This window comes from Leptothrix mechoopdaensis (SeqCode), from assembly GCF_053893855.1.
Genome location: NZ_CM132699.1, coordinates 4,274,307 through 4,300,722, shown reverse-complemented (window position 1 = coordinate 4,300,722; position 26,416 = coordinate 4,274,307). Strand labels below are relative to the sequence as shown.

Genomic DNA, 26,416 nt, shown 5'->3' with positions numbered 1-26,416 from the left:
GCGCCGCCCGGTTGACCGGTGCGGGGTGCCTCAGGACACCGCCGCCGCCGCGCCGGTCCAGTAGCTCGGCGCGCCGTAGGTGTGCTTGAGGTAGTCGATCCACAGCCGCACCCGCAGCGGCAGGTGGCGGGCATGCGAGAACACCGCGTAGATGCCGTTGGGCGGCGCGGCGTAGTCGTCCAGCACGGCCACGAGGCGGCCGCTGCGCAGGTCGTCCTCGACCTCCCACTGGCTGCGCCAGGCCAGCCCCAGGCCGTCGCGGCACCAGGCGTGCAGGACCTGGCCGTCGGTGCAATCGAGCCGGCCGGGCGGGCGCAGGTGGGTCACCTCGCCGTCGACCGTGAAGGCCCAGCCGCGTGACTGGCTGGCCTCGGAGCTGAGCGTCAGGCACTCGTGGCGCATCAGGTCGCCCGGGTGCTGCGGCAGGCCGGCCCGCGCCAGGTAGGCCGGTGAGGCGACGCAGCGGCGGCGGTTGTCGGCCAGCCGCACGCTGATCAGGCTGGAATCGGGCAGGTCGCCGACCCGCACGGCGCAGTCGTAGCTCTCGTGGACCAGGTCGATCACCCGGTCGGCCAGGTTCAGCGAGATGCGCACGTCCGGATGCAGCGCCTGGAAGCGCGGCACCAGCGGCGCGACGTGGCGGCGGCCGAAGCCGCCCGGGGCGGTCAGGCGCAGCTGGCCGGCCGCCTTGACGCCGCCGGCGCTGACGCTGGCCTCGGCGTTGGCCAGGTCGGCCAGCAGCCGGTGGCAGTCCTCCAGGAAGGCGCTGCCCTCGTGCGTCAGCGTGATGCGGCGGGTCGTGCGCACCATCAGCTTGACGCCCAGGCGGGCCTCCAGCGCGTCGATGCGCCGGCCGATCATGGCCGGCGCGACGCCCTCGCCGGCCGCCGCCGCGGTCAGGCTGCCCTTCTGGGCGACGGCGACGAAGGCTTCGAGCTGGGTCAGGCGGTCGGACATGGCGGGGCTCCCGGCGAGGGTTCTGGGCGACGGTTCATTCGTGCATCCGATGCACGAATCCAAGAACTTTGGCGCGCGTAATGCAGATCAAAGTATCGAATAAAGTGACGGCACACGCTTCCCGAACTTCCTTCAACCGCGTTCAACGCCCCGCCACATGGTCCGCGCCGTCCTGTTCGATGCCTACGGCACCCTGTTCGACGTCTACAGCGTCGGGCTGCTGGCCGAGCAGCTGTTCCCGCAGCGCGGCGAGGCGCTGGCGCTGCTGTGGCGCGACAAGCAGATCGAGTACACGCGGCTGATCACGATGAGCGCGGCCGACGGCAGCCGCTACCGCCCGTTCTGGGACATCACCCGCGCCGCGCTGCGGTTCGCCGGCCAGCGCCTGGGCCTGCCGATGACGGCCGAGTCCGAGGACCGGCTGATGAACCAGTACCGCCACCTGAGCGCCTTCCCCGAGGTGCGCGAGGTGCTGCAGTCGCTGCACGCACGCGGCATCCGCACCGGCATCCTGAGCAACGGCGACCCGGCCATGCTGGGCATCGCGGTGCGCAGCGCCGGGCTGGACCACCTGATCGATCCGCTGCTGAGCGTCGAGCCGGTGCGCGTCTTCAAGACCGACGCCCGCGCCTACGCGCTCGGCCCGCAGGCGCTGGGCCTGCCGGCGCGCGACATCCTGTTCGTCTCCAGCAACGGCTGGGACGCCATCGGCGCGACCTGGCACGGCTACACGACCCTGTGGGTCAACCGCGCCGGCCTGCCGCTGGACCCGCTGGGCACCGAACCGACCCGCATCGGCACGAGCCTGGCCGACGTGCTCGATTTCTTCCCGGCGCTGACCTGAACCCTGAATCCTGAACGCTGAAACCCGTTCCCGACCGATCCCGACCGATCCGAATACCAAGACCCCCGAAGGACATCACCATGACCGCACGCACCACCGTTCACGGCCTGAAGGTCGCCACCGAGCTGTTCCGCTTCGTCGAGGACGAGGTGCTGCCCGGCAGCGGCATCGACAGCGCCCGCTTCTGGGCCGGCTTCGACGCCATCGTCCGCGACCTGGCCCCGCGCAACGCCGCGCTGCTGGCCGAGCGTGACCGCATCCAGACGGAGATGGACGGCTGGCACCGCGCCCACCCCGGCCCCATCGCCGACATGGCCGCCTACCGCGCCTTCCTGAGCCAGATCGGCTACCTGGTGCCGGTGCCCGAGACGGTGCAGACGACCACCGCCAACGTCGACGCCGAACTGGCCACGCAGGCCGGCCCGCAGCTGGTCGTGCCGATCCTGAACGCGCGCTACGCGTTGAACGCGGCCAACGCGCGCTGGGGCTCGCTGTACGACGCGCTCTACGGCACCGACGCGATCCCCGAGACCGACGGCGCCGAGCGGGCCGGCGGCTACAACCCGGTGCGCGGCGCCAAGGTCATCGCCTACGCCCGCCGCGTGCTGGACCAGGCCGCCCCGCTGGCCAGCGGCAGCCACGCCGATGCCACCGGCTACGCGGTCGCCGGCGGCGCGCTGGTCGTGACGCTGAAGGGCGGTGCCACCACCGGCCTGCAGGACAGCGGCGCCTTCGCCGGCTACACCGGTGACGCGGCAGCGCCGCGCTCGGTGCTGCTGCGTCACAACGGCCTGCACCTGGACGTCCAGATCGACCGCAGCACGACCATCGGCGCCAGCGACGCGGCCGGTGTCAGCGACGTGATCGTCGAATCGGCGCTGTCGACCATCCTCGACCTGGAAGACTCGGTCGCCGCCGTCGACGCCGAGGACAAGGTGCTGGCCTACCGCAACTGGCTGGGCATCCAGCTGGGCACGCTGACCGAGGAGGTCAGCAAGGGCGGCAAGTCCTTCACCCGCCGCCTCAACGCCGACCGGCTCTACACCGCGCCGTCGGGCAGCGGCGAGGTGCGCCTGCACGGCCGCTCGCTCATGTTCGTGCGCAACGTCGGCCACCTGATGACGAACCCGGCCGTCCTGTGGGGCGCTGACGATCGCGAGATCCCCGAGGGGATCATGGACGCCGTCATCACCACCACCATCGCGCTGCACGACCTGCAGGGCCGTGGCCAGAACGGCCTGCGCAACTCGCGCACCGGCAGCGTCTACATCGTCAAGCCGAAGATGCACGGCCCGGCCGAGGTGGGCTTCGCCGCCGAGCTGTTCGGCCGTGTCGAGCAGCTGCTCGGCCTGCCCGACAGCACCGTCAAGCTGGGCATCATGGACGAGGAGCGCCGCACCAGCGTCAACCTCAAGGCCTGCATCGCCGCCGCGTCGTCGCGCGTGGCCTTCATCAACACCGGCTTCCTCGACCGCACCGGCGACGAGATGCACACCGCCATGCTGGCCGGTCCGATGATGCGCAAGGGCGACATCAAGGGCAGCGCCTGGATTGCTGCCTACGAGCGCCGCAACGTGCTGATCGGCCTGTCCTGCGGCCTGCGCGGCCGGGCCCAGATCGGCAAGGGCATGTGGGCCATGCCCGACCTGATGGCCGCCATGCTCGACCAGAAGATCGGCCACCCGAAGGCCGGCGCCAACACCGCCTGGGTCCCGAGCCCGACCGCCGCGACGCTGCACGCGCTGCACTACCACCAGGTCAGCGTGGCCGCCGTCCAGCAGCAGATCGAGGCCAGCGGCGACGCCCGCGACCCGGCCATCACCGAGAAGCTGCTGACCGACCTGCTGACGATCCCGGTCGTCGCCCAGGCCACCTGGAGCGCCGCCGAGCGCCAGCAGGAGATCGACAACAACGTGCAGGGCATCCTCGGCTACGTCGTGCGCTGGGTCGACCAGGGCGTGGGCTGCTCCAAGGTGCCCGACATCAACGACGTCGGCCTGATGGAAGACCGCGCCACGCTGCGCATCAGCAGCCAGCACATCTGCAACTGGCTGCACCACGGCGTCGTCACCGAAGCCCAGGTGCGCGAGACCTTCGCGCGCATGGCCGTCAAGGTCGACCAGCAGAACGCCGGCGACCCGTCCTACAAGAGCCTTGCCGCCCACCCGCAAGGCGCCGCCTTCCAGGCCGCGCTGGACCTCGTCTTCAAGGGCAAGGAACAGCCCAGCGGCTACACCGAGCCGCTGCTGCATGCGTGGCGGTTGAAGGTGAAGGCGGGCGGCTGACCCTCAGTCGCCGCCACCACACCCGAACGCCTGCGCCAGCGCGGCGGCCACCGGATCGGTCGCGGCGATCGACAGCGTGACGGTGTGGCGCACCGTCTCGCCGCCGCCGGCCGGCTCCGACACCAGGCGGCGCGCGGACGGCTCGTAGCGCAGCCGCTCGCGGGTGCTGCGTTCGGTGCTGGCGCGCAGGTCGGCGTCCCACGGCGCGCCCTCGTCGAGCGGGCCGGGACCATCCGGGAAGGTGCGGTGCAGCCAGGCCAGCACCTGCACCACCTCGGCGTGCAGGGCGGCCAGGTGGTCCGGGCGGACGGAGGCCATCGCGTCGAACGTGTGATGGCCTTCGCCGTCGTCGCTGGTCTCGAAGTCCAGCAGGTGCAGGGTCGTCGTCTTGGGCATGACCGGAATTCTCGTTCCGGGCCGCCCCAAGCCGGACCGGGTCCTCACATCGGCGTTGGCGTCCCGGCCATCCGGTCGTACTTCAGGAAGTACTGCCGCGCCAGCGCGACCAGCTGCTTGTCGCTCGGGTGATCGACCGCCTCGTAGCCGACGACCTGCGGCGAGAGCGCCGGGCGGTGCTTGTCGACGTAGTGGCGGAAGTCGGCCAGCGCGGTGTGCGAGCCCGTCACCAGCACCTCGGTGATGCCGGCCAGCGCGTCGCAGACGACCGCATAGAACTCGTGTTCGGTGCGGACCGCGCTGCCATGCTGCTTGGTGTGGTGGGTGCGGGCCTTGATCTTCTCGGCCTGCACGTGTTCGGCGTCGAACTGCAGCACCTGGGCCTGGTGGTGATCGATCAGCACCACGGCGTGGAACATCGTCATCGGGAACTCTCCTGCTCAAGGCGTCGCGTCCGGGGCCGGGTCGGCGGGTTGCCGGTGGTTGGCGTGCCCCGGGCGTCAAGGCCATGTTCTGCCCGCCGCCGTCCGCCGGCCTTGACCGGGCGCAAGCCGCATCCCCGCCGGGGCAAACCCGAGCGCACCGGCTCGACATGCCAAGCCGATAGCATCCCGCCCTTGCCCGAAAGAAAAGTCCGCCGATGAACCGTTCCCTGTTCCACCACGCCCTGATCCTGGGGCTGCTGTCGGCCATCGGCCCGTTCGCGATCGACATGTACCTGCCGGCCCTGCCGGAGATCGGCCGCGCGCTGCAGGCCGAGCCGCATGCCGTGCAGAACAGCCTGACCGTCTTCTTCCTGGCGCTGGGCGTGTGCCAGCTGATCTATGGCCCGATGTCCGACCGCTACGGCCGCAAGCCGCCGCTCTATTTCGGTCTGGCGCTGTTCGTGGTGGGCAGCATCGGCTGCGCGCTGTCGACCGACGTGAACCAGCTGATCGGCTTCCGCTTCCTGGAAGGCCTGGGCGCCTGCGCCGGTGCGGTGGTGCCGCGCGCCATCGTGCGTGACCTGCACACCGGCGTCGAGGCGACGCGGCTCAGCTCGCTGCTGATGCTGGTGTTCAGCGTCTCGCCGATCCTGGCGCCGCTGGCCGGCAGCCTGACGATCGCCGTGGTCGGCTGGCGCGGCATCTTCTGGATCGTCACGGTGATCGCGCTGGCCGCGATCGTGATGATGGCGATGTGGCTGGAGGAAAGCCGCCCGGCCTCGGTGCGCGAGGCCGAACGCCCGGCCGGCGCCGGCTCGGCCTACGTCACGCTGCTGCGCGACCGCCACTTCCTGGGCCTGACCTTCATCGGCGCCTTCGGCATGTCCGGCTTCTTCGCCTACCTGGGCAGTTCGCCCTATGTGCTGATCGACCACTACGGCCTGAGCCCGGCGCAGTACAGCGTGTGTTTCTCGATCAACGCGGCGGCCTTCATCGGCCTGGCGCAGTTCAACGGCCGGCTGGTCGCGCGGCATGGCCTGCCCGCCGTGATCCGCACCGGCGTGATCGGCTTCAGCACGATGGCCCTGCTGCTGTGGCTGTGCTTCGCGGCCGGCCTGGGCTCGCTGCCGCTGATGCTGGTGCTGGTCTTCCTGAGCCTGGGCTGCCTGGGCCTGGTCGTGCCGACCACCGCCGTGCTGGCGCTGGAAGAACACGGCGCGATCGCCGGCACCGCATCGGCCGTGCAAGGCACCTTCCAGATGGTCACCGGCGCGGTCGTGATGGGCATGGTCTCGCTGTTCGTCGACGGCACCGCCTGGCCGATGGTCTGCGGCATCGCCGGCTGCGCGGTCGCCGCTTCGGTGCTGACCTGGGGCACGCTGGGCCGGCGCGATGCCGCGCCCGTCACGCCGATCTCGCCATGAGCGACGACGACCAGATCGAGATCCCCGCCTCCTTCATCGCCCTGCACGCCGATCCGCGCGGACGTCTGCGCATCGCCCGGACCGACCTGCGCCAGCGCTACGAATGGTGCGAGGACATGGCGCAGATGCTGGTCGAGCGCGCCCAGCGCGTCCACCACGACCTGGGCGTCGCGCAGGTCGACGTCATCGCCCGCATCGGCGCCGGCCTCGCGGACCCGACCAGCCAGGTCGACGCTGCCGAATCGACCTGGGTCCTGCACCGGCTGGCCGAACTGCTGGGTTGGGACTGGGACGAGGTCGCGCCTGCATCCGATCCCGACCGGGCTGCGTAAGGAGAGGCGTGGGCGGACACCGGCTGGTGACCGCTCCTCCTCAACCCTTGCGGAACCCGACATGAACGCCAAGCTCACCCTGATCGCCACCACCTCCGCCACGCTGCTGCTGGCCGCCTGCGGCTCGATGAAGCCGATGGCCGGCACGATGGCGATGAAGCCCTACGACCCGTCCACGCTGCCCGCCGCCGTGCAGGTCCCTGGCGACCACCGGATCGTCCTGGAGACCGTCGGCAGCGGCGACATCACCTACGAATGCAAGGCCAAGGCCGACATGACCGGCCACGAGTGGGTCTTCGCCGGCCCGATGGCCGTGCTGAAGGACCGCAGCGGCAAGGCCGTGGGCAGCTACTTCGGCCCGCCCGCCACCTGGAAGGCCAACGACGGCTCGGCCATCACCGGCAAGCAGCTCGCGGTCGCCCCGGCCGGCGCCGGCAACATCCCCCTGCAACTGGTGCAGGCCAACCCGGCCACGGGCATGGGCGCGATGTCGGGCATCACCCACATCCAGCGCGTCGCCACGATGGGCGGCGTCGCCCCGTCGAGCGCGTGCGATGCGGGCCAGGTGGGCAAGAAGGAGATGGTCAAGTACCAGGCGGACTACATCTTCTGGGCAACCGCCAAGATGTGAAGCGCAGGGGTTGGCGCCTCGCGCCAGAACCCCTCACCCTACCCTCTCCCGCAAGGGGAGAGGGGTTCTCGCCTCGTGTTGATCGGGGTTATTGGAGGTGGCTCAGTCAATGAGCCAGTCCTCTCGCCACATCAACGCGACATCCTCCCAACCGAGTCATCCATCTCCCCTTGCGGGAGAGGGACCGAGGGTGAGGGGTCTCCCGCCAGACGCATCAGCCTGCCGCCCTGCAACCCATCCCCTCAACCCTTCTGCGGCTCGCGCAGATAGATCTCCACGCGGCGGTTCATCGCGCGGCCTTGCGGGGTCGTGTTGGTCGCGATCGGCTCGCGTTCGCCGCGGCCTTCGACCTGGATGCGGCTGGCCGGGACGCCGTGGCGCGCGAGGTAGTCGCGCACGGCTTCGGCGCGGTCGAGCGACAGGGGGTTGTTGACGGCATCGCTGCCGGTGTCGTCGGTGTGGCCGATGACGTGCATCTGCATGTCGGCGTCCAGGCCCTGGGCCAGCTTGTCCAGCACCGGGACCATCACCGGCTTGATCGCCGAACGGCCGACATCGAAGCTGAAGTCGGCCGGGATGTTGACCTTGAGCTGGTTGTCGGTCGTGCGGGCCACGTCGATGCCGGTGCCGCGCGTGGCGGCTTCCATCGCCTGGCGCTTGTCTTCCATGCGCTTGGACCAGAGGTTGCCGGCGACCGCGCCGATCGCGCCGCCGACCACCGCGCCGGTGCCGGCCTTGCCGCCGGTGGCCTGCGACAGGATCGCGCCGCCGACCGCGCCGATCGCCGCGCCCGAGGCGGTGCCCTTCTGGCGTTCGCTCATGTTGGCGCAGCCGACCAGCAGCAGCGACGCGCCGGCCAGCGCGGTGACGCTCAGGCGGGTGAAGGACAGGGGGAAAGCGGTGACTTGGACATCGGGACTGCTCCTGGATCAGACGCCGGGCCGCCATCGGCGCCGGCAAGCGCGCGATTCTGTCGCCGCTCGACGCCCGCCCTGTCACAAGCTGTCAATAGCCGCGTTGGCGGTCGACCCGATGCCGGAGCGGCTCACCCGCCAGCGCCGCCCGGACGTTCGCCACCGCGACATCGGCGGCGCTGCGCACGTCCGTCATCGCCGCCGCGTGCGGCAGCAGCGTCACGGCCGGGTGCGACCAGAACGGGTGTGCGGCCGGCAGCGGCTCGGTCGTGAAGACGTCCAGCACCGCATGGCCGATCTGCCCGCTGGCCAGCGCGGCCAGCAGGTCGGCCTCGACCAGGTGGGCGCCCCGCGCCAGGTTGACCACCGCCGCGCCACGCGGCAAGGCGGCCAGGAAGGCGGCGTCGATCAGGCCGCGCGTGGCCGGCGTCAGCGGCAGCAGGTTGACGACGATCTCGCTGCGCGCGAGCAGCGGCCGCAGCGCCTCGGCGCCCGCCACCGTCACCAGGCCGTCGTCGTCGGCCGCACGTGGCGTCGCCGCCCAGCCGGTCACGTCGTAGCCCTGCGCACACAGCCGCTGCGCGGTCGTGCGGCCCATCTGGCCCATGCCCAGCACGGCGACGCGGACCTCGTCGGCGCGACGCTGCGGATGCGGCGCCCAGCGGCCCTCGCGCTGCGCCTGCGCGTAGCGGTGGAAGCCGCGATGCAGCATCAGCACGGCCCACAGCGCGGTCTCGGCCATCGCGGCGTTCATGGCCGGGTCGACCATGCGGGCGATCGGCAGTTCGGGCGGCACGCTGGCGTCGGCCAGCAGCTTCTCCACCCCGGCCCAGAGCGACTGCACCAGCCGCAGCCGGGGCAGCCCGCGCAGCACGGCCGGTGCCGGGTTGGCGACGATGGCGATGTCGACGGCGGCGGCTTCCTCGGGCGACGCCGGCGCGTCGAGCACCCAGCGCGCCTCGGGCAGGCGCTCGGCCAGCGCGCCGTGCCACTCGTCGCGCTCGCCGCGGTCCCAGCGGCCGGTCAGCAGGATCGTCGGTGCGGTGATCGTGTCGGTGATCGGGTCAGCCATCGCGCCAGCATACCGAGCGAGTTCCCGGGCCGGGTTCACGGCGACAATCCGGCGGTGAATCCAACCCCCCTCTTCCTGCCTTGCGCCAATGGCGTCGAGGCCCTCCTGGCCGACGAAGTTCGCGCCATCCTGGCCCCCGTCGCGCCGCGCGCGCTCGAGACGATCAACGCCGGACGCGGCGGCGTCGGCCTGCTCGGCAGTGCCGCCACCGCCATGCGGCTGCACCTGCACAGCCGGCTGGCGCAGCGCGTGCTGTGGCAGATCGCCGCCGGACCCTATCGCGACGAGCAGGACCTCTACGCGCTCGCGATGGGCGTGCGCTGGGGCGACTGGATCACGCCGAAGAACTCGATCCGCGTCGACACCACGGCGATCCGTTCGCCGCTGCAGAGCCTGCATTTCGCCTCGCTGCGCATCAAGGACGCCGTCTGCGACGCGCTGCGCGCCAGCCACGGCGCGCGTCCGGACGTCGACCCGCGCCACCCCGATCTCAGCCTGGTGCTGCACCTGCACGAGGACCACGCCGCGCTCAGCATCGACCTGAGCGGCGAGGCCCTGTTCAAGCGCGGCTGGCGCGAGGCCAAGGGCGAGGCGCCGCTGAAGGAAACGCTCGCCGCCGCGATGCTGGCCGCCGCCGGCTGGCATGGCCGCGAGGAGGACGGCGACCTGCTCGACCCGTGCTGCGGCGCCGGCACCATCGCCATCGAGGCGGCCCAGATCGCCTGCGGCATCGCCCCCGGCCTGCAACGCAGCTTCGCCTTCGAGAAGCTCGCCCCGTTCCGCGCCGAGGCGCTGGCCTGGCAGCAGATGAAGGCCGAGGCGCGCGAGGCCGCGCACGCGCCGGCCGTGGCGATCCACGCCGGTGACGTCTCCTTCCGCATGACCGACTTCGCCACCCGCAATGCCGAGCGGGCCGGCGTCGAGCGGGCGATCCAGTTCAAGACCGCCGACGCGCTGCAGCGCCCGGCCCCGTCCGCGCGCGGCGTGTTGATCATGAACCCGCCCTACGGCGAGCGGATCGAGGCCAAGGGCAGCGGCTCGGCCGGCCGCGCCGCCCGCGAGAACGACCGCTGGCAAGCCGCAGAAGCCTGGGAACGCCCGGGCCAGCGCGACGACGCCGGTGCCCGCGAAGGCTTCGAGGGCGCCACCAACGCCGCCACCTTCTTCTCGGCCCTGGCCGCGAACTGGAAGCGCCAGTACGGCGGCTGGACCGCCTGGGTCCTCAGCCCGGACGCCAAGCTGCCCAGCGCCATGCGCCTGAAGGAAAGCCGCCGCATCCCGATGTGGAACGGCCCGATCGAATGCCGCCTGTTCCGCTTCGACCTGGTCTCCGGCTCGATGCGCGAGGGCAAGCCGGCGGCGGGGGTGGGGCAGGCGGACGTGGATACGCAGGACTGACGTGAAGCTCTCCCAACTCCTCTTCTCCCAAGGCTTCGGCCCGCGCCGCACCTGCGAGGGCCTGATCTGTTCGGGCGAGGTGCGCATCGGTGACGTCGTCATCGACGACCCGTTCCACGAGGTCGATCCGGTCGGGCTGCGCTTCGTCGTCGAAGGTCAGGCCTGGACCTATCAGGAGAAGGCGCTGCTGGTGATGAACAAGCCGGCGGGCTACGAGTGCTCGCAGAAGCCGAAACATCACCCGAGCATCTACAGCCTGCTGCCCGCGCCGCTGCGCCGCCGCGACGTGCAGAGCATCGGCCGGCTGGACGAGGACACGACCGGGCTGCTGCTGTTCACCGACGACGGCAACCTGATCCACCGCTGGACCTCGCCGAAGCACCATCTGCCGAAGGTCTACGAGGCCGGCTGCAAGCACCCGGTCGACGACAAGGCGATCCGCGACCTGCTGCATGGCGTCGTGCTGCACGACGACCCGCTGCCGGTGAAGGCGGCCGGCGCCGAGGCGACCGGGCCGTTCGAACATCCTCAGCACGGCACCTTGCACGGCCTGCGGCTGACGCTGACCGAAGGCAAATACCACCAGGTCAAGCGCATGGTCGCCGCCGTCGGCAACCGGGTCGAGACGCTGCACCGCAGCACCTTCGGCGCCTTCGTGCTGCCGGCCGACCTGCAGCCGGGCCGCTGGCGCTGGATCGGCAGTCCGACCGAGGTTCAGCCGGCGGGTTGAGCGCCCGGGCGGGCGACGTCAGCGCCCGACGCCCTCGTACCGCGCCACCTCGTCGACATAGGCCTCACCGAAGAAGTCGCGTCGCAGTTGCCGCTTCTCGGCGGCCGACAGCGAGCGGTCGGACTCGATGCCGCGTGCGTCCAGGCTGTCATAGGCCTGCCGGACGACGCCGGTGGGTTCGTCGATCGGCTGCCGGGGCCGCAGCCCGTAGGCCTTGAGCGCCTCGGTGAGCCGGACGCGCGCGTCGCTGCCCGGATTCGAAAGTGCCAGGTCAACCGCCAGTTCCTGCCGGGCACGCTGGTTCATGGCGGCGTGGAGGTCGACGACGTCCTCGCCACCATGCGTCGCGATGAGCCGTTCGCGTTCGGCCTGGAACGCCTGCGCGGCCCGGTGAACCTCGTGCAGCGCCAGGCGGCGCGCGTGGTCGTCACCGGTCTGTCCTGCGGCCATGAGGCGGGCGAGGGCCTGCGCGCTGTCCTGCCCGTTGCTGCTGGATCGGGCCGCGCGGGCGTGCGCCTCCAGCGCGGATTCGGCGGCGAGGTAGCTCTCCAGCAGATCGCGCATCCGCGTCCTGCCCGGCTCGGGAAATGTCGCCAGTCCGGCCAGCAGCCGGCTGGTGGCTTCGTCGGTCCCGACCGTCGCGGCGAGGGTCGTCAGGTAGTAGGCGAAGGTGTCCTTCACCCGCTCGTCGATCACCAGCTCACCGTTCCGGGTGAAGTTCAGCGTCACGGGGGAACGGGCCTGATCGTCCGGAATGACGCGGCTCCAGGACGACGGCAGGACCCGCGCGGCTCGCTCGATCTGGGCACGGGCGGCGGCCCGGTGTCGGTCGACCGGCGGCGGTGCCTCGGCTGAAGCCGCCACGTCGGCGTCAGGCGCCATCGACGTGATCACCGCCAGCGCCGCATCGATGGCGTCGGCGCGACTGCTGGTGGCCTCCGGGACAGGTTCGCTGCCAGTCGCCCAGATCAGCAGCCCCAGGCCGGCCAACCCGACCAGGGCCAGCCCGACCGGACGGGACCTGCTGCGCCCGTTGCGTCGCCTCACCCGCAGGTCAGCGGACATTCTCGAAAAGCCAGTTCAGATGGCCCTTCAGCGCGTCAACCCCGCGGGTCGTCGACATGCGTGCCAGCTGGAACACGGTGTCGTTGTGGTCGACGGCACCGAGATTCATGCCCTCGCTGCCCTTGGCACCGAAACCGGCCGAGCACTGTGGCACGACGCCGTCGTTGGCCGAGGAATAACGCCCGTCGTCGGCACCGACCGCCCCGACAACGTGATTCATCCAATACGTCGGGTCGAGCAGGTTGCTCCAGAACGCGCCGAATTCCTCGCCAGCATTGCCGAACCGGTTTCCAACGATCGCGGCGGCGTGGATCGAAAACCCGCCCACTTCCAGACGGCTGTGGAAATAGTCCTTCGGCGACACCCGCCACTGCTTGCACTGGTTGACGCCGTCGGGCACGCCGGCCCGGTAGGTCTGGTTGAATTTCTCCATCTTGGCCTGCGACATCTCGACCACCTGGGCGGGCGCGCCGGTCGAGGTGAAGAGCCCGATGAAATCCTTCACCACCTTGCTGTCGGACGTCAGGTCGCACAACGGACAGCCGCGGTGCGGCGTGGCGACCGTGGTGATCGACGCCACCCAGGCCGGGTTCTTCTCCATGATCATCCGGGCGACCAGTCCGCCACGGGAATGACCGACCAGGTGCCAGCGGCAACCGCTGGGGCATTCACCCTTCATGCGGGCCAGGGCCCTCTCGTACTGCATGTCCAGATTGGCGTCGCCCATCTTCGGGATGATGGGGGCCCGGCCGGTGGCGGCCGTGATCCAGCCCGTCAGGTCCGGGAAATAGGCACTGCCCATGATCGAATCCCCGTCGCCGAACAGGCCGTGCAGCAGCAGAACCCGCGGTGGCTGGCCTTCAGATTCGTACATCTCCCGGGTCATCGGCTTGACCTGAAACGCCACGATCCGTGCATCGGTATCCCAGCGGGATTGGGTGGCGTTGTTCCACATCAGCACCGTCGAATGGTCGTTCCAGTTCCGGGTGGCCGACCAGAATTCGCAGCAACCGTCCAGGTTGTCGTGATTCCATTGATAGGGCGGCCCCTTGAAGTGCGAAAAGATATCCCGCAGCTCGCCTTCGGTGGGCAGCGTGACCGCATAACCCTGGCCGGTCGTCTCCTGCATGAATGCCGATCGATTCAGCTGGTTGATCGACTTGGCGTCGCCCTTGCCCAGGATCGTGGCGACCGAATGCATGCTCTGCCTCTTGTTGAAGCCGTTGCCCCAGTAAAACGGTTCGCTGTACAGGAAATAGTATTTCCCATCCATCTCGACACGCTGCTGGAGCATGATCAACATGCCATCGGCACGCTTCACGAACAAGCTGCTCGGCGGCGTCACGGCTGACGCCGTGAAACTCAGGGCGAGCAGCATCCAGGTCAACATCTTCCGAAAGATATTCATGATATTCATGGCTCCATCTGGAAACAGGAATATCAAGTTTCAATCGCAAGGGTATGACCGACGATCACAAGTGAGGTTAGTCTTTTGCCGGAATCCGGTCATGACACGGCTGCGTTCCAGAACGCAGCGTGCCTGACGACGTGTTCACTCCGTCACGATTGCTTGCGTGGCTTGCGTCTGGTGGGGCTCCGCCAGGCTGACCCGATCGGCCAGCGCGGCGCGGCTGCGCACGAGTTCCAGCACCATCGCGCGCACCTCCGGCGACAGGCCGGGCCAGAGCGCCCGGGCCTCGGCCACGAACTGCGCCAGCTGCGCGTCGCCCGTCGCCGGCAAGGCCGGTGGCCGCGACGCCTGCGGCGGCTGGGCCGGCTCGGCCCCACGCTGGGCGGGCGCCGCCAAGGCGGCACTGGCCGCCAGCATGCCCAGGGTGCCGAGTGCGCCCCAGGCCGTCGTCAACTTGTCGATCCGATTGTGATCCATCTGATTCGCTCCTGCCCGCCGGACTGCCGGGCTGGAACGAAGTCTGCGGACCGCACGGCGGCGGCGCGTTGCAGGCTGTGTCGGGCGTATCGGACCACACCAGGCGAAGGTCTCGGTCATGACGACCGCGAGACGAACAACCGCATCAGCCCAGTCGGCGCGACAACAGGCAATCGCGCAACATGCAAACCCGAATGAATACCAACAAACCTCTAACCACAATCCATGATGGCGGCGCATCCATCATGAAGATGATGTTTCAAGATCAGTAACAATAATGGTATTTATCTGAGCCCGATTGACTTATTGTCTGATTTTCGATGTATCCGTGGGATTTGGGCTGTTTACAACACTTTGGCAGGCACTCAACAGAGAAGTCATCGATAGGATTGACAGGCGTTTCATCAAGAACAGCACTTGGCCAACCCGATGAAGGCCACCAAAAAACTGCATAACATCTAACCAGGAATGACCCATGAATAGCCGCCATATCACTTTGGCATTGCAAACTGTGATCGCGATGGTTATCTCCAGTTTGGCGGCTTGCGGTGGCGGAGGCGGAGGTGGAAGCGCCGGACCGGCGCCAACCAATAGGCCGCCTGTAGCAGTCGCTGGTCAGGGGCAGAGTGTACAAGTCGCAGCAACCGTTCAGCTTGACGGCACCGGCAGCACAGATCCCGACGGGGACTCTTTGACATATTCATGGACTCTTACGACCAAGCCTGCCGGAAGTGTTGCAACCCTGTCGAATGCAACATCGCCGCGCCCAACATTTGTGGCAGACCTTGCCGGAACCTATACCGCAAACTTGGTCGTGAATGACGGTCGACTAAATAGTGCTGTTGCGACCGTCACCAGCTCCGTCGCCACGGCAAACGTAGCCCCCGTAGCCAACGCCGGACTTTCGCAAAATGTCACTACAGGGTCGTCGGTGATATTGAATGGATCTGCTAGTACTGACGCAAATGGCGACACTCTGACATATTCATGGGCCATCGTCTCTCGTCCCCCAGGTAGCAATGCCACACTTTCGACTGCCTCCGGAATTTCTGTGACATTTACCGCCGATGTTGCCGGCACATATTCCGCCAACCTCATCGTGAATGACGGAACGTTCAACAGCAGCGCGAGTACTGTGTCGATCACAGCATCCGCAGCCAATTCGACTCCTGTTGCGAATGCAGGCCCTGCGCAAAGCGTTACGACGGGTACGAATGTCACAGTCTCAGGTGCCAGTAGCACAGATGCTAATGGAGATTTGTTGACTTACCGCTGGACGCTTACTGCCAAGCCGACCGGAAGTTCGGCTACGCTCACAAGTTCCAATGCCGTAAGCACCAGTTTTGTGGCCGACTTAGCTGGTGTATATGTAGCGAGTCTAATTGTCAATGACGGCACTGTAGATAGTTCGGCTTCAACGGTATCTGTAACCGCCTCCTTTGTGAATCCGCCTCTCCCCGTTGGCTCAGGTACTTTCGCGCAAGAGTTCCCTTTCGGAAGGTTCTATAGCGTCAATGAATCCAACGGGATCTTGACTGCGCAAGCAACAGCATGCCGAGGCTTCAGTGCAGCAGACATACAGCCCAACGGTCGCGTGTTAGCTACGGCGACGAGCTCGAATATCGTGCAAGAGATCGACGTGATTTCTGGGACTTGCCGCGACCTCTTCTCGGTCGAAGCTCCGATGACCGCAATTGCAGTAGCCAGCGACGGTACGATCGTCACCGTTTCACAGGCCACAACCTTTGGTGCCCGGCAAATCTATCAATACTCCCCGGCCGGCATACAGCTATCAAAGGTTTCCGCAAGTGGCAGCTCCGGACTTATAGGAGTTAGTAATTTTACCAACCCCAACGCTCTTGCATTCGCCCCCGACGGATCACTGTACGCAACGGCGCTAGGAACCGTATGGCAACTGAACCCGAATACGGGTGTCGGCGTCTTGCGCGCGGTTGGAATTCAAACCACTGGCGATATCGACATCGATAGCAGCGGGAACCTGCGCACTATCTCTTTCGGAACGCTATACATCTACTCGACTTCAACTTGGGCTCAGATCAGTTCCAAACTCTTGGAGCGTGACATCTTCGGCTTTAGTCCCCTGGTACATCGATAGTCAGTGTGATCAGGCAGGGCCACAGCCGTTCCCAAGACGAGCCACCGCGCGACTGAGATACGAGGCAATCTGCCGGCCGCAAGGGTGTCTACTGCCACCCCACCTCGACAACACCGACTTCAGAGCCGAGGTCGATGACCCAGTCCACTTCGGTGATGACGTTCAAATCGTGTTCGATCGCCACCACGCTGTAGCCGGCGTCGACCAAGCGACTCGACGTCGGCAGCGTCAAGTTCGACGGTGGTTCAGGGCGTACTCATCCCAGTTCGATCACCCCTACATCACCGCGATCGACAAGGTCCTGAATCGCTTGCCGATGAGCATGAAGGCTGGCGAGCACTTGTTCGTTTCGGCAGTTGCCCAGCACCAGCCGAATCACGACGGGCGGCGCGCCGAGGTAGGCCGCCAGGTCCAGGAAATCGTCGTCCTTGGTGACGATCACGAACCCGGACGCCAAGGCGTGGCGCCAGACAGCTCGATCGTCAGCAGCGCCCAGACCAGCGAGCGTCACTTGCGTCGATCCGGGATAGTCGGCCTGCAAGGCAGGCACCAGACGGTGCGACAGGTTTTCGTCCAGCAACAGCTTCACGCCGCGCGGACCCAGGCCGTGTGACGCTCGCGGTCTGCCGCATAGGCCAGTGCGGCCTGAATGTCTTGCGGCGTGAGTTGCGGGAAGTCCTCGATGATCTCTTCGATCGACATGCCGCTGGCCAGCCAGTCCAGGACGTCATGGACCGTGATGCGCAGGCCTCGGATGCACGGTTTGCCGCCGCGCTTGCCGGGTTCCAGCGTGATTCGATCTCGGTAGGTCGACATGGGTTTTCTCCGCATCAAGACGCGTCTTCACTCTACCTCGCCAGCACCGCCTTCAACGCCACCCCCGTGTGCGTCCTGCTGCGCACGACCTGCTCGGGCGAGCCGGCCATCACGACCTGGCCGCCGCCGGTGCCGCCTTCGGGGCCGAGGTCGATGACCCAGTCGGCTTCGGCGATGACGTCCAGGTCGTGTTCGATCACCACCACGCTGTGGCCGGCGTCGACCAGGCGGTGCAGCACGCGGATCAGCTTCTCGACGTCGGCCATGTGCAGGCCCACGGTCGGCTCGTCGAGCACGTAGAGCGTGTGCGGCGCCGTCTGGCCGCGCCGGGCGACGTCGTCGCGGACCTTGCTCAGTTCGGTGACCAGCTTGATGCGCTGGGCCTCGCCGCCGGACAGCGTCGGCGAGGGCTGGCCGAGCGTCAGGTAGCCCAGGCCGACGTCCTGCAGCAGGCGCAGCGGGTGGGCGATGCTGGGCATGCTGGCGAAGAACTCGACGGCCTCGTCGACCTCCATCTGCAGCACGTCGCCGATGCTCTTGCCGCGCCAGGTGACGGCCAGCGTCTCGGGGTTGAAGCGCGCGCCGTGGCACAGGTCGCAGGGCACCTTGACGTCGGGCAGGAAGGCCATCTCGATGGTGCGCATGCCCTGGCCTTCGCAGCCCGGGCAGCGGCCGTTGCCGGTGTTGAAGCTGAAGCGGTTGGCGGCGTAGCCGCGCGCCTTGGCTTCGAGCGTCTCGGTGTAGAGCTTGCGGATCGTGTCCCAGAAGCCGATGTAGGTGGCCGGGCAGCTGCGCGGGGTCTTGCCGATGGGGGTCTGGTCGACCTCGAGCACACGCTCAACGTTGCTCCAGCCCTCGACCGACTCGCAGCCGGTCCAGGCGACCTTGGGCAACGGGTTCTCGGCCGCCTTGCGACCGGTGCCGCGGGCGGTCACGGCGGCCTGCACGTTGGCCAGCAGCACGTCGCGCGCCAGCGTGCTCTTGCCCGATCCGGACACGCCGGTGACGGCCACCAGCCGGGCCAGCGGGACTTCCGCATCCACGCTGCGCAGGTTGTGCAGCTTCGCGCCACGCAGCTTGAGCACCGGCGTGTCGGCGTCGATCAGGCGACGTGGCTTGAGCGGGTGCTTCAGCGGCGCGTTGAGGTAGCGCCCGGTGATCGAGTCGGCGTTGGCCTTGAGCTGATCGGCGGTGCCCTCGGCCATGATCCGGCCGCCGCGTTTGCCGGCGCCCGGGCCGATGTCGATGATGTGGTCGGCGCGGCGGATGGTGTCCTCGTCGTGTTCGACCACGACCAGCGTGTTGCCCGAGGCGCCGAGCTTGTGCAGGGCGTCCAGCAGCACCTGGTTGTCGCGCGGGTGCAGGCCGATGGTCGGCTCGTCGAGCACGTAGCACACGCCCTGCAGGTTGCTGCCGAGCTGCGCGGCCAGGCGGATGCGCTGGGCCTCGCCGCCGGACAGCGTCGGCGCGGCGCGGTCGAGCGTCAGGTAGCCCAGGCCGACCTCGCCGAGGAAGCTCAGGCGCGACTTGATCTCGCTGACGACGTCGCGCGCGATCGCGGCCTCGCGGCCGTCGAGCTTCTGGCGCGTGACCCAGCGCGCCGCGTCGTCGACCGACAGGGCGGCCAGCGCCGCGATCGACTCGCCCCGGAAACGCACCGAGCGCGACACCGGGTTGAGCCGCGCGCCGGCGCAGGTGCCGCAGGGCGTCGCCTCGGCGCCCTCTTCCAGCTCGATCTCGGGTTCGGCGAAGGTGCGCTCGCGGCCCTTGTTGTCGTCGTCCTGCAGGCTGTCGTCGAGCGCCTTGCGCTGCTCGCGCGTCAGCGTCAGCCCGGTGCCGACGCAGTCGGGGCACCAGCCATGCTTGCTGTTGTACGAGAACATGCGCGGGTCCAGCTCGGGGTAGCTGGTGCCGCATTGCGGGCAGGCCCGCTTGATCGAGAACACCTTGGCCCGGCCGATGCGCCCGGAGGTGCCGGCCGCCATCGCCGTCTTCAGGCCCTTCAGCGGCGTCAGCAGGTGCAGCACGCCCTTGCCGTGTTCGAGCGCCTCGGCCAGCTTGGCGCGCAGCAGCGCCTCGTTCTCGGGTTCGACGACCAGGTCGGCGACCGGCAGCTCGATGGTGTGTTCCTTGTAGCGGTCGAGCTTGGCACCCTTGCCGCCCCAGCCGTCGGTCGGCAGGAACTCGCCGTCGACGCGCAGGTGCGTGTAGCCCTTGCCCTTGGCCCACTTGGCCAGGTCCGTGTAGACGCCCTTGCGGTTGACGACCAGCGGCGCGAGCAGGCCGATGTGCTGGCCGCGGTACTCGCGCAGCATCTGCGCGGCGATCGATTCGGGCGTCTGCGGCTGCACGGCGACCCACTCGTCGGGCACCGCGCCGGCCTTGTCGGGCAGGACGTGGAAGTCGCTGCAGGCGGGGCAGTACTGCACGCCCAGCTTGACGTAGAGCAGGCGCAGGAAGTGCCAGACCTCGGTCGTCGTGGCGACCGTGCTCTTGCGCCCGCCGCGTGACAGGCGCTGCTCGATCGCGACGGTCGGCGGGATGCCGTAGACCGCGTCGACATCGGGCCGGCCGGCCGGCTGCACGATGCTGCGGGCGTAGGCGTTGAGGCTTTCGAGGTAGCGCCGCTGGCCCTCGTTGAACAGGATGTCGAAGGCCAGCGTGCTCTTGCCCGAACCGGACACGCCGGTGACGACGCTGAACTTGCCACGCGGGATGTCGACGCTGACGCCCTTCAGGTTGTGCTCGCGGGCGTTGACGATCTGGATCGCCTCGTGGCGCCGGGCCTTCAGCAGCGACTGCAGCGGGCGGCCTTCGTCGCCCTCGACGGAGGTATAGGTGGTGCTCTTCTCGGCCACGCGCACACCGCCGTGGCCGAGCATCTCCTCGTACTCGCGCAGCGCCCGGCCGGTGTGGCTGGTGGCGTGTGCGCGCAGGTCGGCAGGGGTGCCCTCGGCGACCAGCAGGCCGCCGGCGTCGCCGCCTTCGGGGCCCAGGTCGATCAGCCAGTCGCTGGCGCGGATGACGTCGAGGTTGTGCTCGATCACCAGCAGGCTGTGACCGGCCTCCAGCAGCTTGCGGAAGGCCCGCATCAGCTTGGCGATGTCGTCGAAGTGCAGGCCGGTGGTCGGCTCGTCGAACAGGAACAGCGTGCCCTTGCGGGCCAGCTTCTGGCGGCTGGCGGTGCTGTTGCGCGCGGCCTCGGCCAGGAAGCCGGCGAGCTTCAGGCGCTGCGCCTCGCCGCCCGACAGCGTCGGCACCGGCTGGCCGAGCTTGACGTAGTCCAGCCCGACATCGGCCAGCGGCTGCAGCGCGCGCACCACCTCGCGGTCATCGGCGAACAGGCGCACGGCATCGGCGACGGTCAGCTCCAGCACGTCGGAGATGCTCAGGTCGCGGCTGCCGCGGGTCAGCTTGACCTCGCGGATCTCGGGCCGGTAGCGGGTGCCGTCGCAGTCCGGGCAGCGCAGGTAGACGTCGCTCAGGAACTGCATCTCGACGTGTTCGAAGCCCGAGCCGCCGCAGGTTGCGCAGCGGCCGTCACCGGCGTTGAAGCTGAACAGGCCGGCGGTGTAGTTGCGCTGCTGCGCGGCGGGCAGCGCGGCGAACAGCTCGCGCACCGCGTCGAAGGCGCCGACGAAGCTGGCCGGGTTCGAGCGCGCGGTCTTGCCGATCGGGCTCTGGTCGACGAAGACGGCGTCCGACAGCCAGTCCGCGCCGAGCAGCCGGTCGTGTTCGCCGGGCGATTCGGTGGCCTGGCCGAAATGGCGCGCCAGCGCCGGGTGCAGCACGTCCTGGATCAGCGTGGACTTGCCCGAGCCGCTGACGCCGGTGATGCAGACCAGCCGCTGCAGCGGGAACTCGACCGTCAGGTCGCGCAGGTTGTGCTCGCGCGCGCCTTCGAGGATCAGCCGGGGCGTGCTGTCGAGCACCGGCCGTGTCAGACCCAGGCCGATGCTGCGGCGTGCGCCCAGGTAGGCGCCGGTCAGCGTCTCGGCCGACTTCAGCTGTTCGGGCGTGCCGTCGAAGACGATGCGCCCGCCCTGCGTGCCGGGGCCGGGGCCCAGGTCGATGACGCGGTCGGCCGCCAGCATCACGGCCGGATCGTGTTCGACCACCACCAGCGTGTTGCCGGCATCGCGCAGCCGCAGCATCGCCTGGTTGATGCGGTGCATGTCGCGCGGGTGCAGGCCGATGCTGGGCTCGTCCAGCACGAACAGCGTGTTGACCAGCGAGGTGCCCAGCGCCGTCGTCAGGTTGATGCGCTGCACCTCGCCGCCCGACAGCGTGCGGCTCTGGCGGTCCAGGCTCAGGTAGCCCAGGCCGACGTCGCAGAGGTAGCGCAGCCGAGTGCGGACCTCGTCGAGCACCAGCTGCATCGCGGCATCGGTGGCGCCCTCGCCGGGCAGGTGCTGCGGCTCGGCGGCCAGCGCGTCGGCGAAGCGGCGCAGGCGTTCGATCGGCAGGATCATCAGGTCGTGCAGGCCCAGGCCGGGCAGCGCTTCGAGTTGCTCGCGGCGCCAGGCCACGCCCTTGGGCATGAAGCGTTTGCCGGGCGGCAGCACCGCGTCGGCCTGTTCCTTCGTGCCGACCCGCCACAGCAGCGATTCGGTCTTCAGCCGCGCGCCGCCGCAGTCGCCACACGGCGTGTAGCTGCGGTACTTCGACAGCAGCACGCGGATGTGCATCTTGTAGGCCTTGCTCTCGAGGTACTCGAAGAAGCGCCGGATGCCGTACCACTGCTGGTTCCACTTGCCGTTCCAGTTCGGCGAGCCCTCGATGACCCAGTCGCGCTGTGCCGCCGTCAGCTGGTTCCACGGCGTGTCGCGCGGCACGCCGGCATCACCGGCGTACTTGATCAGGTCGTCCTGGCATTCCTTCCAGGCCGGCGTCTGCAGCGGCTTGACGGCGCCGCCGCGCAGGGTCTTGCGCACGTCCGGGATGACCAGGCCGAAGTCGACCCCGATCACCCGGCCGAAGCCGCGGCAGGTCTCGCAGGCGCCGTAGGCCGAGTTGAACGAGAACATCGACGGCTGCGGCGCGCTGTAGCGGCGGTCGCTCTCCGGGCAGTGCAGGCCCGAGCTGTAGCGCCAGATCTCGGGTTCGGCCGGGGGGCTGTGGACAACCGGTGTGGGGACAACTTCGGCAGCCCCGGCGCCATCTGCCTCATTCGGCAGCACATACACATTGAAGCGGCCACCGCCCCGTTTCAGCGCCGACTCGATCGCCTCGACCACGCGCACCTTCTCGGCCTTGCCCATGCGCAGCCGGTCGGCCACCACGTCGAGCCGCTTGCGCGGCCCCGTCGGCGTGGCGACCTCGCGTTCGGCCTGGATGCGGGTGTAGCCGCTGGCCGACAACCATTGCGTGATCTCCTCGGTGGTCGTGCCGGCGGGCAGCTCGACCGGGAAGGTCAGCACCAGACGCGGATCGCCCGCGGCGGCGGCCCGTGCCTGCAGATCACGCCAGATGCTCTGCGGGTCGTCCTCGCGCACCGGCCGGGCGGTGTCGGCGTCGTGCAGGTGGGCGGCGCGGCCGAACAGCAGCTTCAGGTGGTCGTTCAGCTCGGTCATCGTGCCGACCGTGCTGCGGCTGGTCCGAACCGGGTTGGTCTGGTCGATCGCGATGGCCGGCGGCACCCCCTCGACCGCGTCCACGGCGGGCCGGTCCATGCGGTCCAGGAACTGGCGCGCGTAGGCCGAGAAGGTCTCGACGTAGCGGCGCTGGCCCTCGGCGTAGAGGGTGTCGAACACCAGGCTGGACTTGCCCGAGCCGCTCGGGCCGGTCACCACCGTCAGCTCGCCGGTGCGGATGTCCAGGTCCAGGTTCTTGAGGTTGTGCTGTCGCGCCCCCCGGATGCGGATCAGGCCGGCGCGCGAGCCGGGAGCAGATGCGGAAGAGCCGTTCGAACCGGGCATGTGGAGCTGCTTGCACAAGAGTGAATCGACCATTCTAGGAAGCCGGCCCAAGCGGCGCAGAAGCGTCGCAGAAGGGGGTTGCGCCCCTGTGCCGGGCGGCTCACAACTCTGGGGACGAGCTGTGGAAAGACCTGGGGATGGCTTGTGCATCCGGTCGTCCGGCCGAGACGCCTGCTGTGGGCAAGGCTGTGGAGAAGCCCGGTTCAAGCTGTGCGCAGGCTGTGGTCCGCCGGTGCAGATCCGGTGGATGGATGCCGCCGGTCGACCCCGCCCGCTGCAAAGTCCGTGGACAAGCGGTGGATGGCCTGTGTGCGGGGCGGGATGACCGGTGGACAAGCGCATGCCGGACGCGTCTGTCCACAGGCTGGCTGTGGAGAAGCTGTGGCCAGATCCTGTGTGGGCCCAGGGCCGTCGGGTACGGCCCATGAAGGTCCATGAAAAAGGCCACCCGGCGTGAACCGGATGGCCTCTGGGGGGAACGGGTGGGCCGGGCGGACCGGCCGCAGCGTCACTCGGGCGGTCGGACGACCTCGATCTTCAGGCTGGCGTACCAGGCCGCGAGATGGGCGATGTCCTCGTCGCTGAGCGGCTTGGCCATCACGTTCATCACCTCGTGGCGCCGGGCGCCGCTGCGGAACTGCTTCAGCTGCGACACCAGGTAGATCTCCGGCTGGCCGGCCAGATGCGGCGCATCCGGCGTCTGGCCCATGCCGATCGGTCCGTGGCAGGCCGCGCACATCGCGGACTTCTGCCGGCCGACCGCCGGGTCGGCGGCGAACGCCGAAGCGCCCGCCACCAGCAAGGCCGCACCGAGCAGCCCGTTCACGATCAGGGCCGCCGCAGACGGACCCCGGACTTCATGCGACATCTTCATGCGGCGGTCCTTCCTCGCCCTCAGTTGCTGTAGGTGATGCGGTAGATCGCGCCGGCGTAGTCGTCCGACACCAGCAGCGAGCCGTCCTTCCAGACCGCCACGTCGACCGGGCGGCCGCGGTAGCTGCCGGTCTCGCTGTCGAGGAAGCCCTCGGCGAAGGTCTCCAGCGCGCCGGCCGTGCCGTCGGCCTTGATCGGCACGAACTGCACCAGACCGCCGGTCGCCTTGGTGCGGTTCCACGAGCCGTGCGCCGCGATGAACACGCCGCCCTGGTACTTCGCCGGGAACTGCTTGCCGGTGTAGAAGCTCATGCCCAGCTGCGCCTGGTGGGCCGGCAGTTCGACCTGCGGCTTGGTCCACTGCGCCGGCGGCTGCATGCCCTTCAGGTCGGGCGCCGCGCCGGAGCCGGCGATCTGCACGTTGTTGCCGTGGATGTAGGGGTAGCCGAAGTGCTCGCCACCGGTCTTGGTGATGCGGTTCAGCTCGCCCGGCGGGATGTCGTCACCCATGCCGTCGGTCTGGTTGTCGGTGAACCAGACGGTCTTGTCCTTCGGGTTGATGTCCATGCCGACCGAGTTGCGCACGCCCTTGGCGACCACCTGGCGACCCGAGCCGTCGAACGGGTTCAGCGTGATCATGCCGCCGATGCCCAGCTTCTCGAACTCGGCGATCTTCTCCTTGGGCTGCACGTTGAAGGGCTGACCCAGCGTGATGTGCAGCTTGCCGTCGTCGCTGACGCGGCAGGTGCGTGCGCCATGGTTGAAGCTCTCATGCTCCGGCGGGATCAGCTGACCCTGCGGCACCGTCTCGATCACCGCGACGTCCGGGCCTTCATAGAAGAACTCGGCGGCGGGGAAGTTCAGCACGCGGTTGTGCTCGACGACGATCAGGAAGCCGTCCTTGGTCCAGCACACGCCGTTGGGCACTTTGAAGTTCAGGCCCGGGGCGAACGACTTGACCTCGTCGGCCACGCCGTCGCTGTTGCGGTCGGTGACCGCCCAGACCGTCGTCTTGCGGGTGCCGACGAACAGCATGTTGGTGCTCGGGCCGACGGCCATGTGGCGGGCGTCGGGCACGACCGCGAACAGCTCGATCTTGAAGCCCGGGGGCAGCTTCACCTTTTCCAGGTTCTTGCGGATCGCGGCGGCATTGCGGCCTTCCTGCGGCACGACCGGCAGGTTCAGGTCGGTTGTCGCGACCTTGAACTGCTTCATCTTCTCGATGGTCTGGGCCGAGACGCCGGCCGTGGCCAGCAGGGCGGCCAGCGCGACGCTGCCAATGGCGAAGAGCGAACGGTGCTTCATGTCGGAGGTCTCCTGGGTCTTGTCCGTCGTGGCGGGGAAAGGCTGCCGGGCGCGACGTTCACGCGGCAACCGTCCGGCCGCCCCCGCCGCCAGCGTCGGGGGTGCCTGGATCTCGTCTGTTCTGAGAAGGGGCGCGCCGGTCGACGGGCGCCCGGGCCGGTCAGCCGCTCGCGGCGATCGGCAGGCCTTGCACCATGCGCAGCGGCGGACTCACCACGCGCGGCAGGCTGGTGTCGTTCTCGCCCGTGCGTTCATCGATCTGTCGGCGCATGAAACGCATGCAGGTCACGCGCAGGAAGGATGCGAAGTTCGGCACCTCGCCGCGGTGCGCCACGATCTCGTCGTGCAGCTGCACGATCAGGCTGTTGGTCGTGCGGTCCTCGGCGGCGGCCATCTCGGCCAGCGTGTCCCACACCATGTTCTCGAGCCGGATGCTGGTCAGGACCCCGTGGATGCGGATCGTCCGGGTCCGCTGCTCGTACAGGATCGGATCAGCCTTGACGAAGAATTCGCACATGCGGGACTCCAAGAGGGACGCTCACCGGGCGACGCACGGACAGCGGAAACAACAGCAGGAACAACGGCGGAGGGTACGACGCGACGAAGTTTCACCGTTGCGCCAGACCCTCTGGTGATAGTTGGCTATTTACGCGGGAAGATCCCGAGATCGGTGGTCACTCTGGCGACATGCTGACGCGTCGAACCGCCGTTTTTCAGGGTCGGGTGGCGTGTTCCAGCCGGGTCAGCCAGGACATCGCCTGGACACGGTCGGCGCCGCACATCTCCGGCCCCGGCTGCAATCCGGCACAGACAGCAGGGCGATCGGGCGAACCGAAGATCCTGCAGCGCAGATCCGCATCCAGCTGCACGCACGGCACACCCGCCGGCTTGCCCTGCGGCATGCCCGGGATCGGGCTGCTGATCGACGGCGCCGTGCAGCAGGCGCCGCAATGCGGTCGGCAGGTGAACGGCGGGTCGGCGGGCATCGCCGGATGATAGGCAGCGGCCCGGGCCCGGCGTGCCACAC

General features: G+C 68.7%; 24 protein-coding genes. 8 read left to right on the top strand and 16 right to left on the bottom strand.

Going from position 1 to position 26,416, the window contains the following annotated elements:
- Positions 1-30: 30 nt before the first annotated feature.
- Positions 31-957 (bottom strand): LysR family transcriptional regulator, encoded by a 927-nt coding sequence (locus tag ACWA7K_RS18725; protein ID WP_456163152.1) that lies wholly within the window; start codon positions 955-957, stop codon positions 31-33.
- 157 nt (positions 958-1,114) lie between these two features.
- Here ACWA7K_RS18725 and ACWA7K_RS18720 point away from each other — a divergent pair, with 157 nt between their 5' ends.
- Entirely contained in the window at positions 1,115-1,801 is a 687-nt protein-coding gene (locus ACWA7K_RS18720; RefSeq protein ID WP_456163150.1) for a haloacid dehalogenase type II, read from the top strand.
- Positions 1,802-1,881: 80 nt separating this feature from the next.
- Positions 1,882-4,086 (top strand): malate synthase G, encoded by a 2,205-nt coding sequence (locus tag ACWA7K_RS18715; RefSeq protein ID WP_456163148.1) that lies wholly within the window; start codon positions 1,882-1,884, stop codon positions 4,084-4,086.
- Positions 4,087-4,089: 3 nt separating this feature from the next.
- On the opposite strand, the gene ACWA7K_RS18710 is transcribed toward ACWA7K_RS18715, so the two are convergent.
- Together ACWA7K_RS18710 and ACWA7K_RS18705 are read right to left on the bottom strand one after the other, a co-directional pair.
- Positions 4,090-4,482, bottom strand: coding sequence for a hypothetical protein (locus tag ACWA7K_RS18710; RefSeq protein WP_456163146.1), 393 nt, complete (start codon positions 4,480-4,482; stop codon positions 4,090-4,092).
- Positions 4,483-4,526: 44 nt separating this feature from the next.
- Positions 4,527-4,907: a hypothetical protein gene (locus ACWA7K_RS18705; RefSeq protein ID WP_456163144.1), complete on the bottom strand. Its 381-nt coding sequence runs from the start codon at positions 4,905-4,907 to the stop codon at positions 4,527-4,529.
- A 215-nt stretch (positions 4,908-5,122) separates the two neighbouring features.
- Here ACWA7K_RS18705 and ACWA7K_RS18700 point away from each other — a divergent pair, with 215 nt between their 5' ends.
- The 3 genes from ACWA7K_RS18700 to ACWA7K_RS18690 all read left to right on the top strand — a co-directional run bounded on the left by ACWA7K_RS18700 (position 5,123) and on the right by ACWA7K_RS18690 (position 7,294).
- Positions 5,123-6,331, top strand: a complete 1,209-nt coding sequence (locus ACWA7K_RS18700; protein WP_456163142.1) for a multidrug effflux MFS transporter — start codon at positions 5,123-5,125, stop codon at positions 6,329-6,331.
- Positions 6,328-6,663, top strand: a complete 336-nt coding sequence (locus ACWA7K_RS18695) for a hypothetical protein (RefSeq protein ID WP_456163140.1) — start codon at positions 6,328-6,330, stop codon at positions 6,661-6,663. Before ACWA7K_RS18700 ends, ACWA7K_RS18695 begins: the two co-directional genes overlap by 4 nt.
- 61 nt (positions 6,664-6,724) lie before the next feature.
- Positions 6,725-7,294, top strand: coding sequence for a DUF3455 domain-containing protein (locus tag ACWA7K_RS18690; RefSeq protein ID WP_456163138.1), 570 nt, complete (start codon positions 6,725-6,727; stop codon positions 7,292-7,294).
- Positions 7,295-7,536: 242 nt separating this feature from the next.
- Here the strand turns inward: ACWA7K_RS18690 and ACWA7K_RS18685 are convergent, their stop codons facing one another.
- Together ACWA7K_RS18685 and ACWA7K_RS18680 are read right to left on the bottom strand one after the other, a co-directional pair.
- Positions 7,537-8,115 (bottom strand): OmpA family protein, encoded by a 579-nt coding sequence (locus ACWA7K_RS18685; RefSeq protein ID WP_456163136.1) that lies wholly within the window; start codon positions 8,113-8,115, stop codon positions 7,537-7,539.
- 184 nt (positions 8,116-8,299) lie between these two features.
- Positions 8,300-9,280, bottom strand: coding sequence for a 2-hydroxyacid dehydrogenase (locus ACWA7K_RS18680; protein WP_456163134.1), 981 nt, complete (start codon positions 9,278-9,280; stop codon positions 8,300-8,302).
- A 54-nt stretch (positions 9,281-9,334) separates the two neighbouring features.
- Between ACWA7K_RS18680 and ACWA7K_RS18675 the strand changes: the two genes are divergently transcribed.
- A complete protein-coding gene (locus ACWA7K_RS18675) occupies positions 9,335-10,678 on the top strand; it encodes a THUMP domain-containing class I SAM-dependent RNA methyltransferase (protein WP_456163132.1) in 1,344 nt (447 codons plus the stop codon).
- A 1-nt stretch (position 10,679) separates the two neighbouring features.
- Positions 10,680-11,408, top strand: a complete 729-nt coding sequence (locus tag ACWA7K_RS18670) for a pseudouridine synthase (protein ID WP_456163130.1) — start codon at positions 10,680-10,682, stop codon at positions 11,406-11,408.
- A gap of 18 nt (positions 11,409-11,426) precedes the next feature.
- On the opposite strand, the gene ACWA7K_RS18665 is transcribed toward ACWA7K_RS18670, so the two are convergent.
- The 3 genes from ACWA7K_RS18665 to ACWA7K_RS18655 all read right to left on the bottom strand — a co-directional run bounded on the left by ACWA7K_RS18665 (position 11,427) and on the right by ACWA7K_RS18655 (position 14,361).
- Entirely contained in the window at positions 11,427-12,473 is a 1,047-nt protein-coding gene (locus ACWA7K_RS18665; RefSeq protein WP_456163128.1) for a hypothetical protein, read from the bottom strand.
- Positions 12,463-13,890: an esterase/lipase family protein gene (locus ACWA7K_RS18660; RefSeq protein ID WP_456163126.1), complete on the bottom strand. Its 1,428-nt coding sequence runs from the start codon at positions 13,888-13,890 to the stop codon at positions 12,463-12,465. The genes ACWA7K_RS18665 and ACWA7K_RS18660 overlap by 11 nt, the downstream gene beginning before the upstream one ends.
- Before the next feature lie 135 nt (positions 13,891-14,025).
- A complete protein-coding gene (locus tag ACWA7K_RS18655) occupies positions 14,026-14,361 on the bottom strand; it encodes a hypothetical protein (protein WP_456163124.1) in 336 nt (111 codons plus the stop codon).
- A 475-nt stretch (positions 14,362-14,836) separates the two neighbouring features.
- On the opposite strand from ACWA7K_RS18655, the gene ACWA7K_RS18650 reads away from it, so the two are divergent.
- Positions 14,837-16,477: a PKD domain-containing protein gene (locus ACWA7K_RS18650; RefSeq protein WP_456210215.1), complete on the top strand. Its 1,641-nt coding sequence runs from the start codon at positions 14,837-14,839 to the stop codon at positions 16,475-16,477.
- A gap of 88 nt (positions 16,478-16,565) precedes the next feature.
- On the opposite strand, the gene ACWA7K_RS18645 is transcribed toward ACWA7K_RS18650, so the two are convergent.
- The 8 genes from ACWA7K_RS18645 to ACWA7K_RS18610 all read right to left on the bottom strand — a co-directional run bounded on the left by ACWA7K_RS18645 (position 16,566) and on the right by ACWA7K_RS18610 (position 26,375).
- A complete protein-coding gene (locus tag ACWA7K_RS18645; protein WP_456163120.1) occupies positions 16,566-16,709 on the bottom strand; it encodes a hypothetical protein in 144 nt (47 codons plus the stop codon).
- 24 nt (positions 16,710-16,733) lie between these two features.
- Positions 16,734-17,066, bottom strand: coding sequence for a DUF5615 family PIN-like protein (locus tag ACWA7K_RS18640; protein WP_456210213.1), 333 nt, complete (start codon positions 17,064-17,066; stop codon positions 16,734-16,736).
- Positions 17,063-17,293: a DUF433 domain-containing protein gene (locus tag ACWA7K_RS18635; protein ID WP_456163116.1), complete on the bottom strand. Its 231-nt coding sequence runs from the start codon at positions 17,291-17,293 to the stop codon at positions 17,063-17,065. The genes ACWA7K_RS18640 and ACWA7K_RS18635 overlap by 4 nt, the downstream gene beginning before the upstream one ends.
- Positions 17,294-17,325: 32 nt before the next feature.
- On the bottom strand, positions 17,326-23,211 hold the full coding sequence (uvrA, locus tag ACWA7K_RS18630; protein ID WP_456163114.1) for an excinuclease ABC subunit UvrA: 5,886 nt from the start codon (positions 23,209-23,211) through the stop codon (positions 17,326-17,328).
- Between the two features lie 508 nt (positions 23,212-23,719).
- On the bottom strand, positions 23,720-24,085 hold the full coding sequence (locus ACWA7K_RS18625) for a c-type cytochrome (RefSeq protein WP_456163112.1): 366 nt from the start codon (positions 24,083-24,085) through the stop codon (positions 23,720-23,722).
- A 20-nt stretch (positions 24,086-24,105) separates the two neighbouring features.
- The gene (locus tag ACWA7K_RS18620) at positions 24,106-25,389 is read right to left on the bottom strand and encodes a PQQ-dependent sugar dehydrogenase (protein WP_456163110.1); all 1,284 of its coding nucleotides are present in this window, start codon (positions 25,387-25,389) and stop codon (positions 24,106-24,108) included.
- Between the two features lie 160 nt (positions 25,390-25,549).
- Entirely contained in the window at positions 25,550-25,906 is a 357-nt protein-coding gene (locus ACWA7K_RS18615; protein WP_456163109.1) for a ribbon-helix-helix domain-containing protein, read from the bottom strand.
- A gap of 196 nt (positions 25,907-26,102) precedes the next feature.
- Positions 26,103-26,375, bottom strand: coding sequence for a YkgJ family cysteine cluster protein (locus tag ACWA7K_RS18610; RefSeq protein ID WP_456163107.1), 273 nt, complete (start codon positions 26,373-26,375; stop codon positions 26,103-26,105).
- Positions 26,376-26,416: the final 41 nt, after the last annotated feature.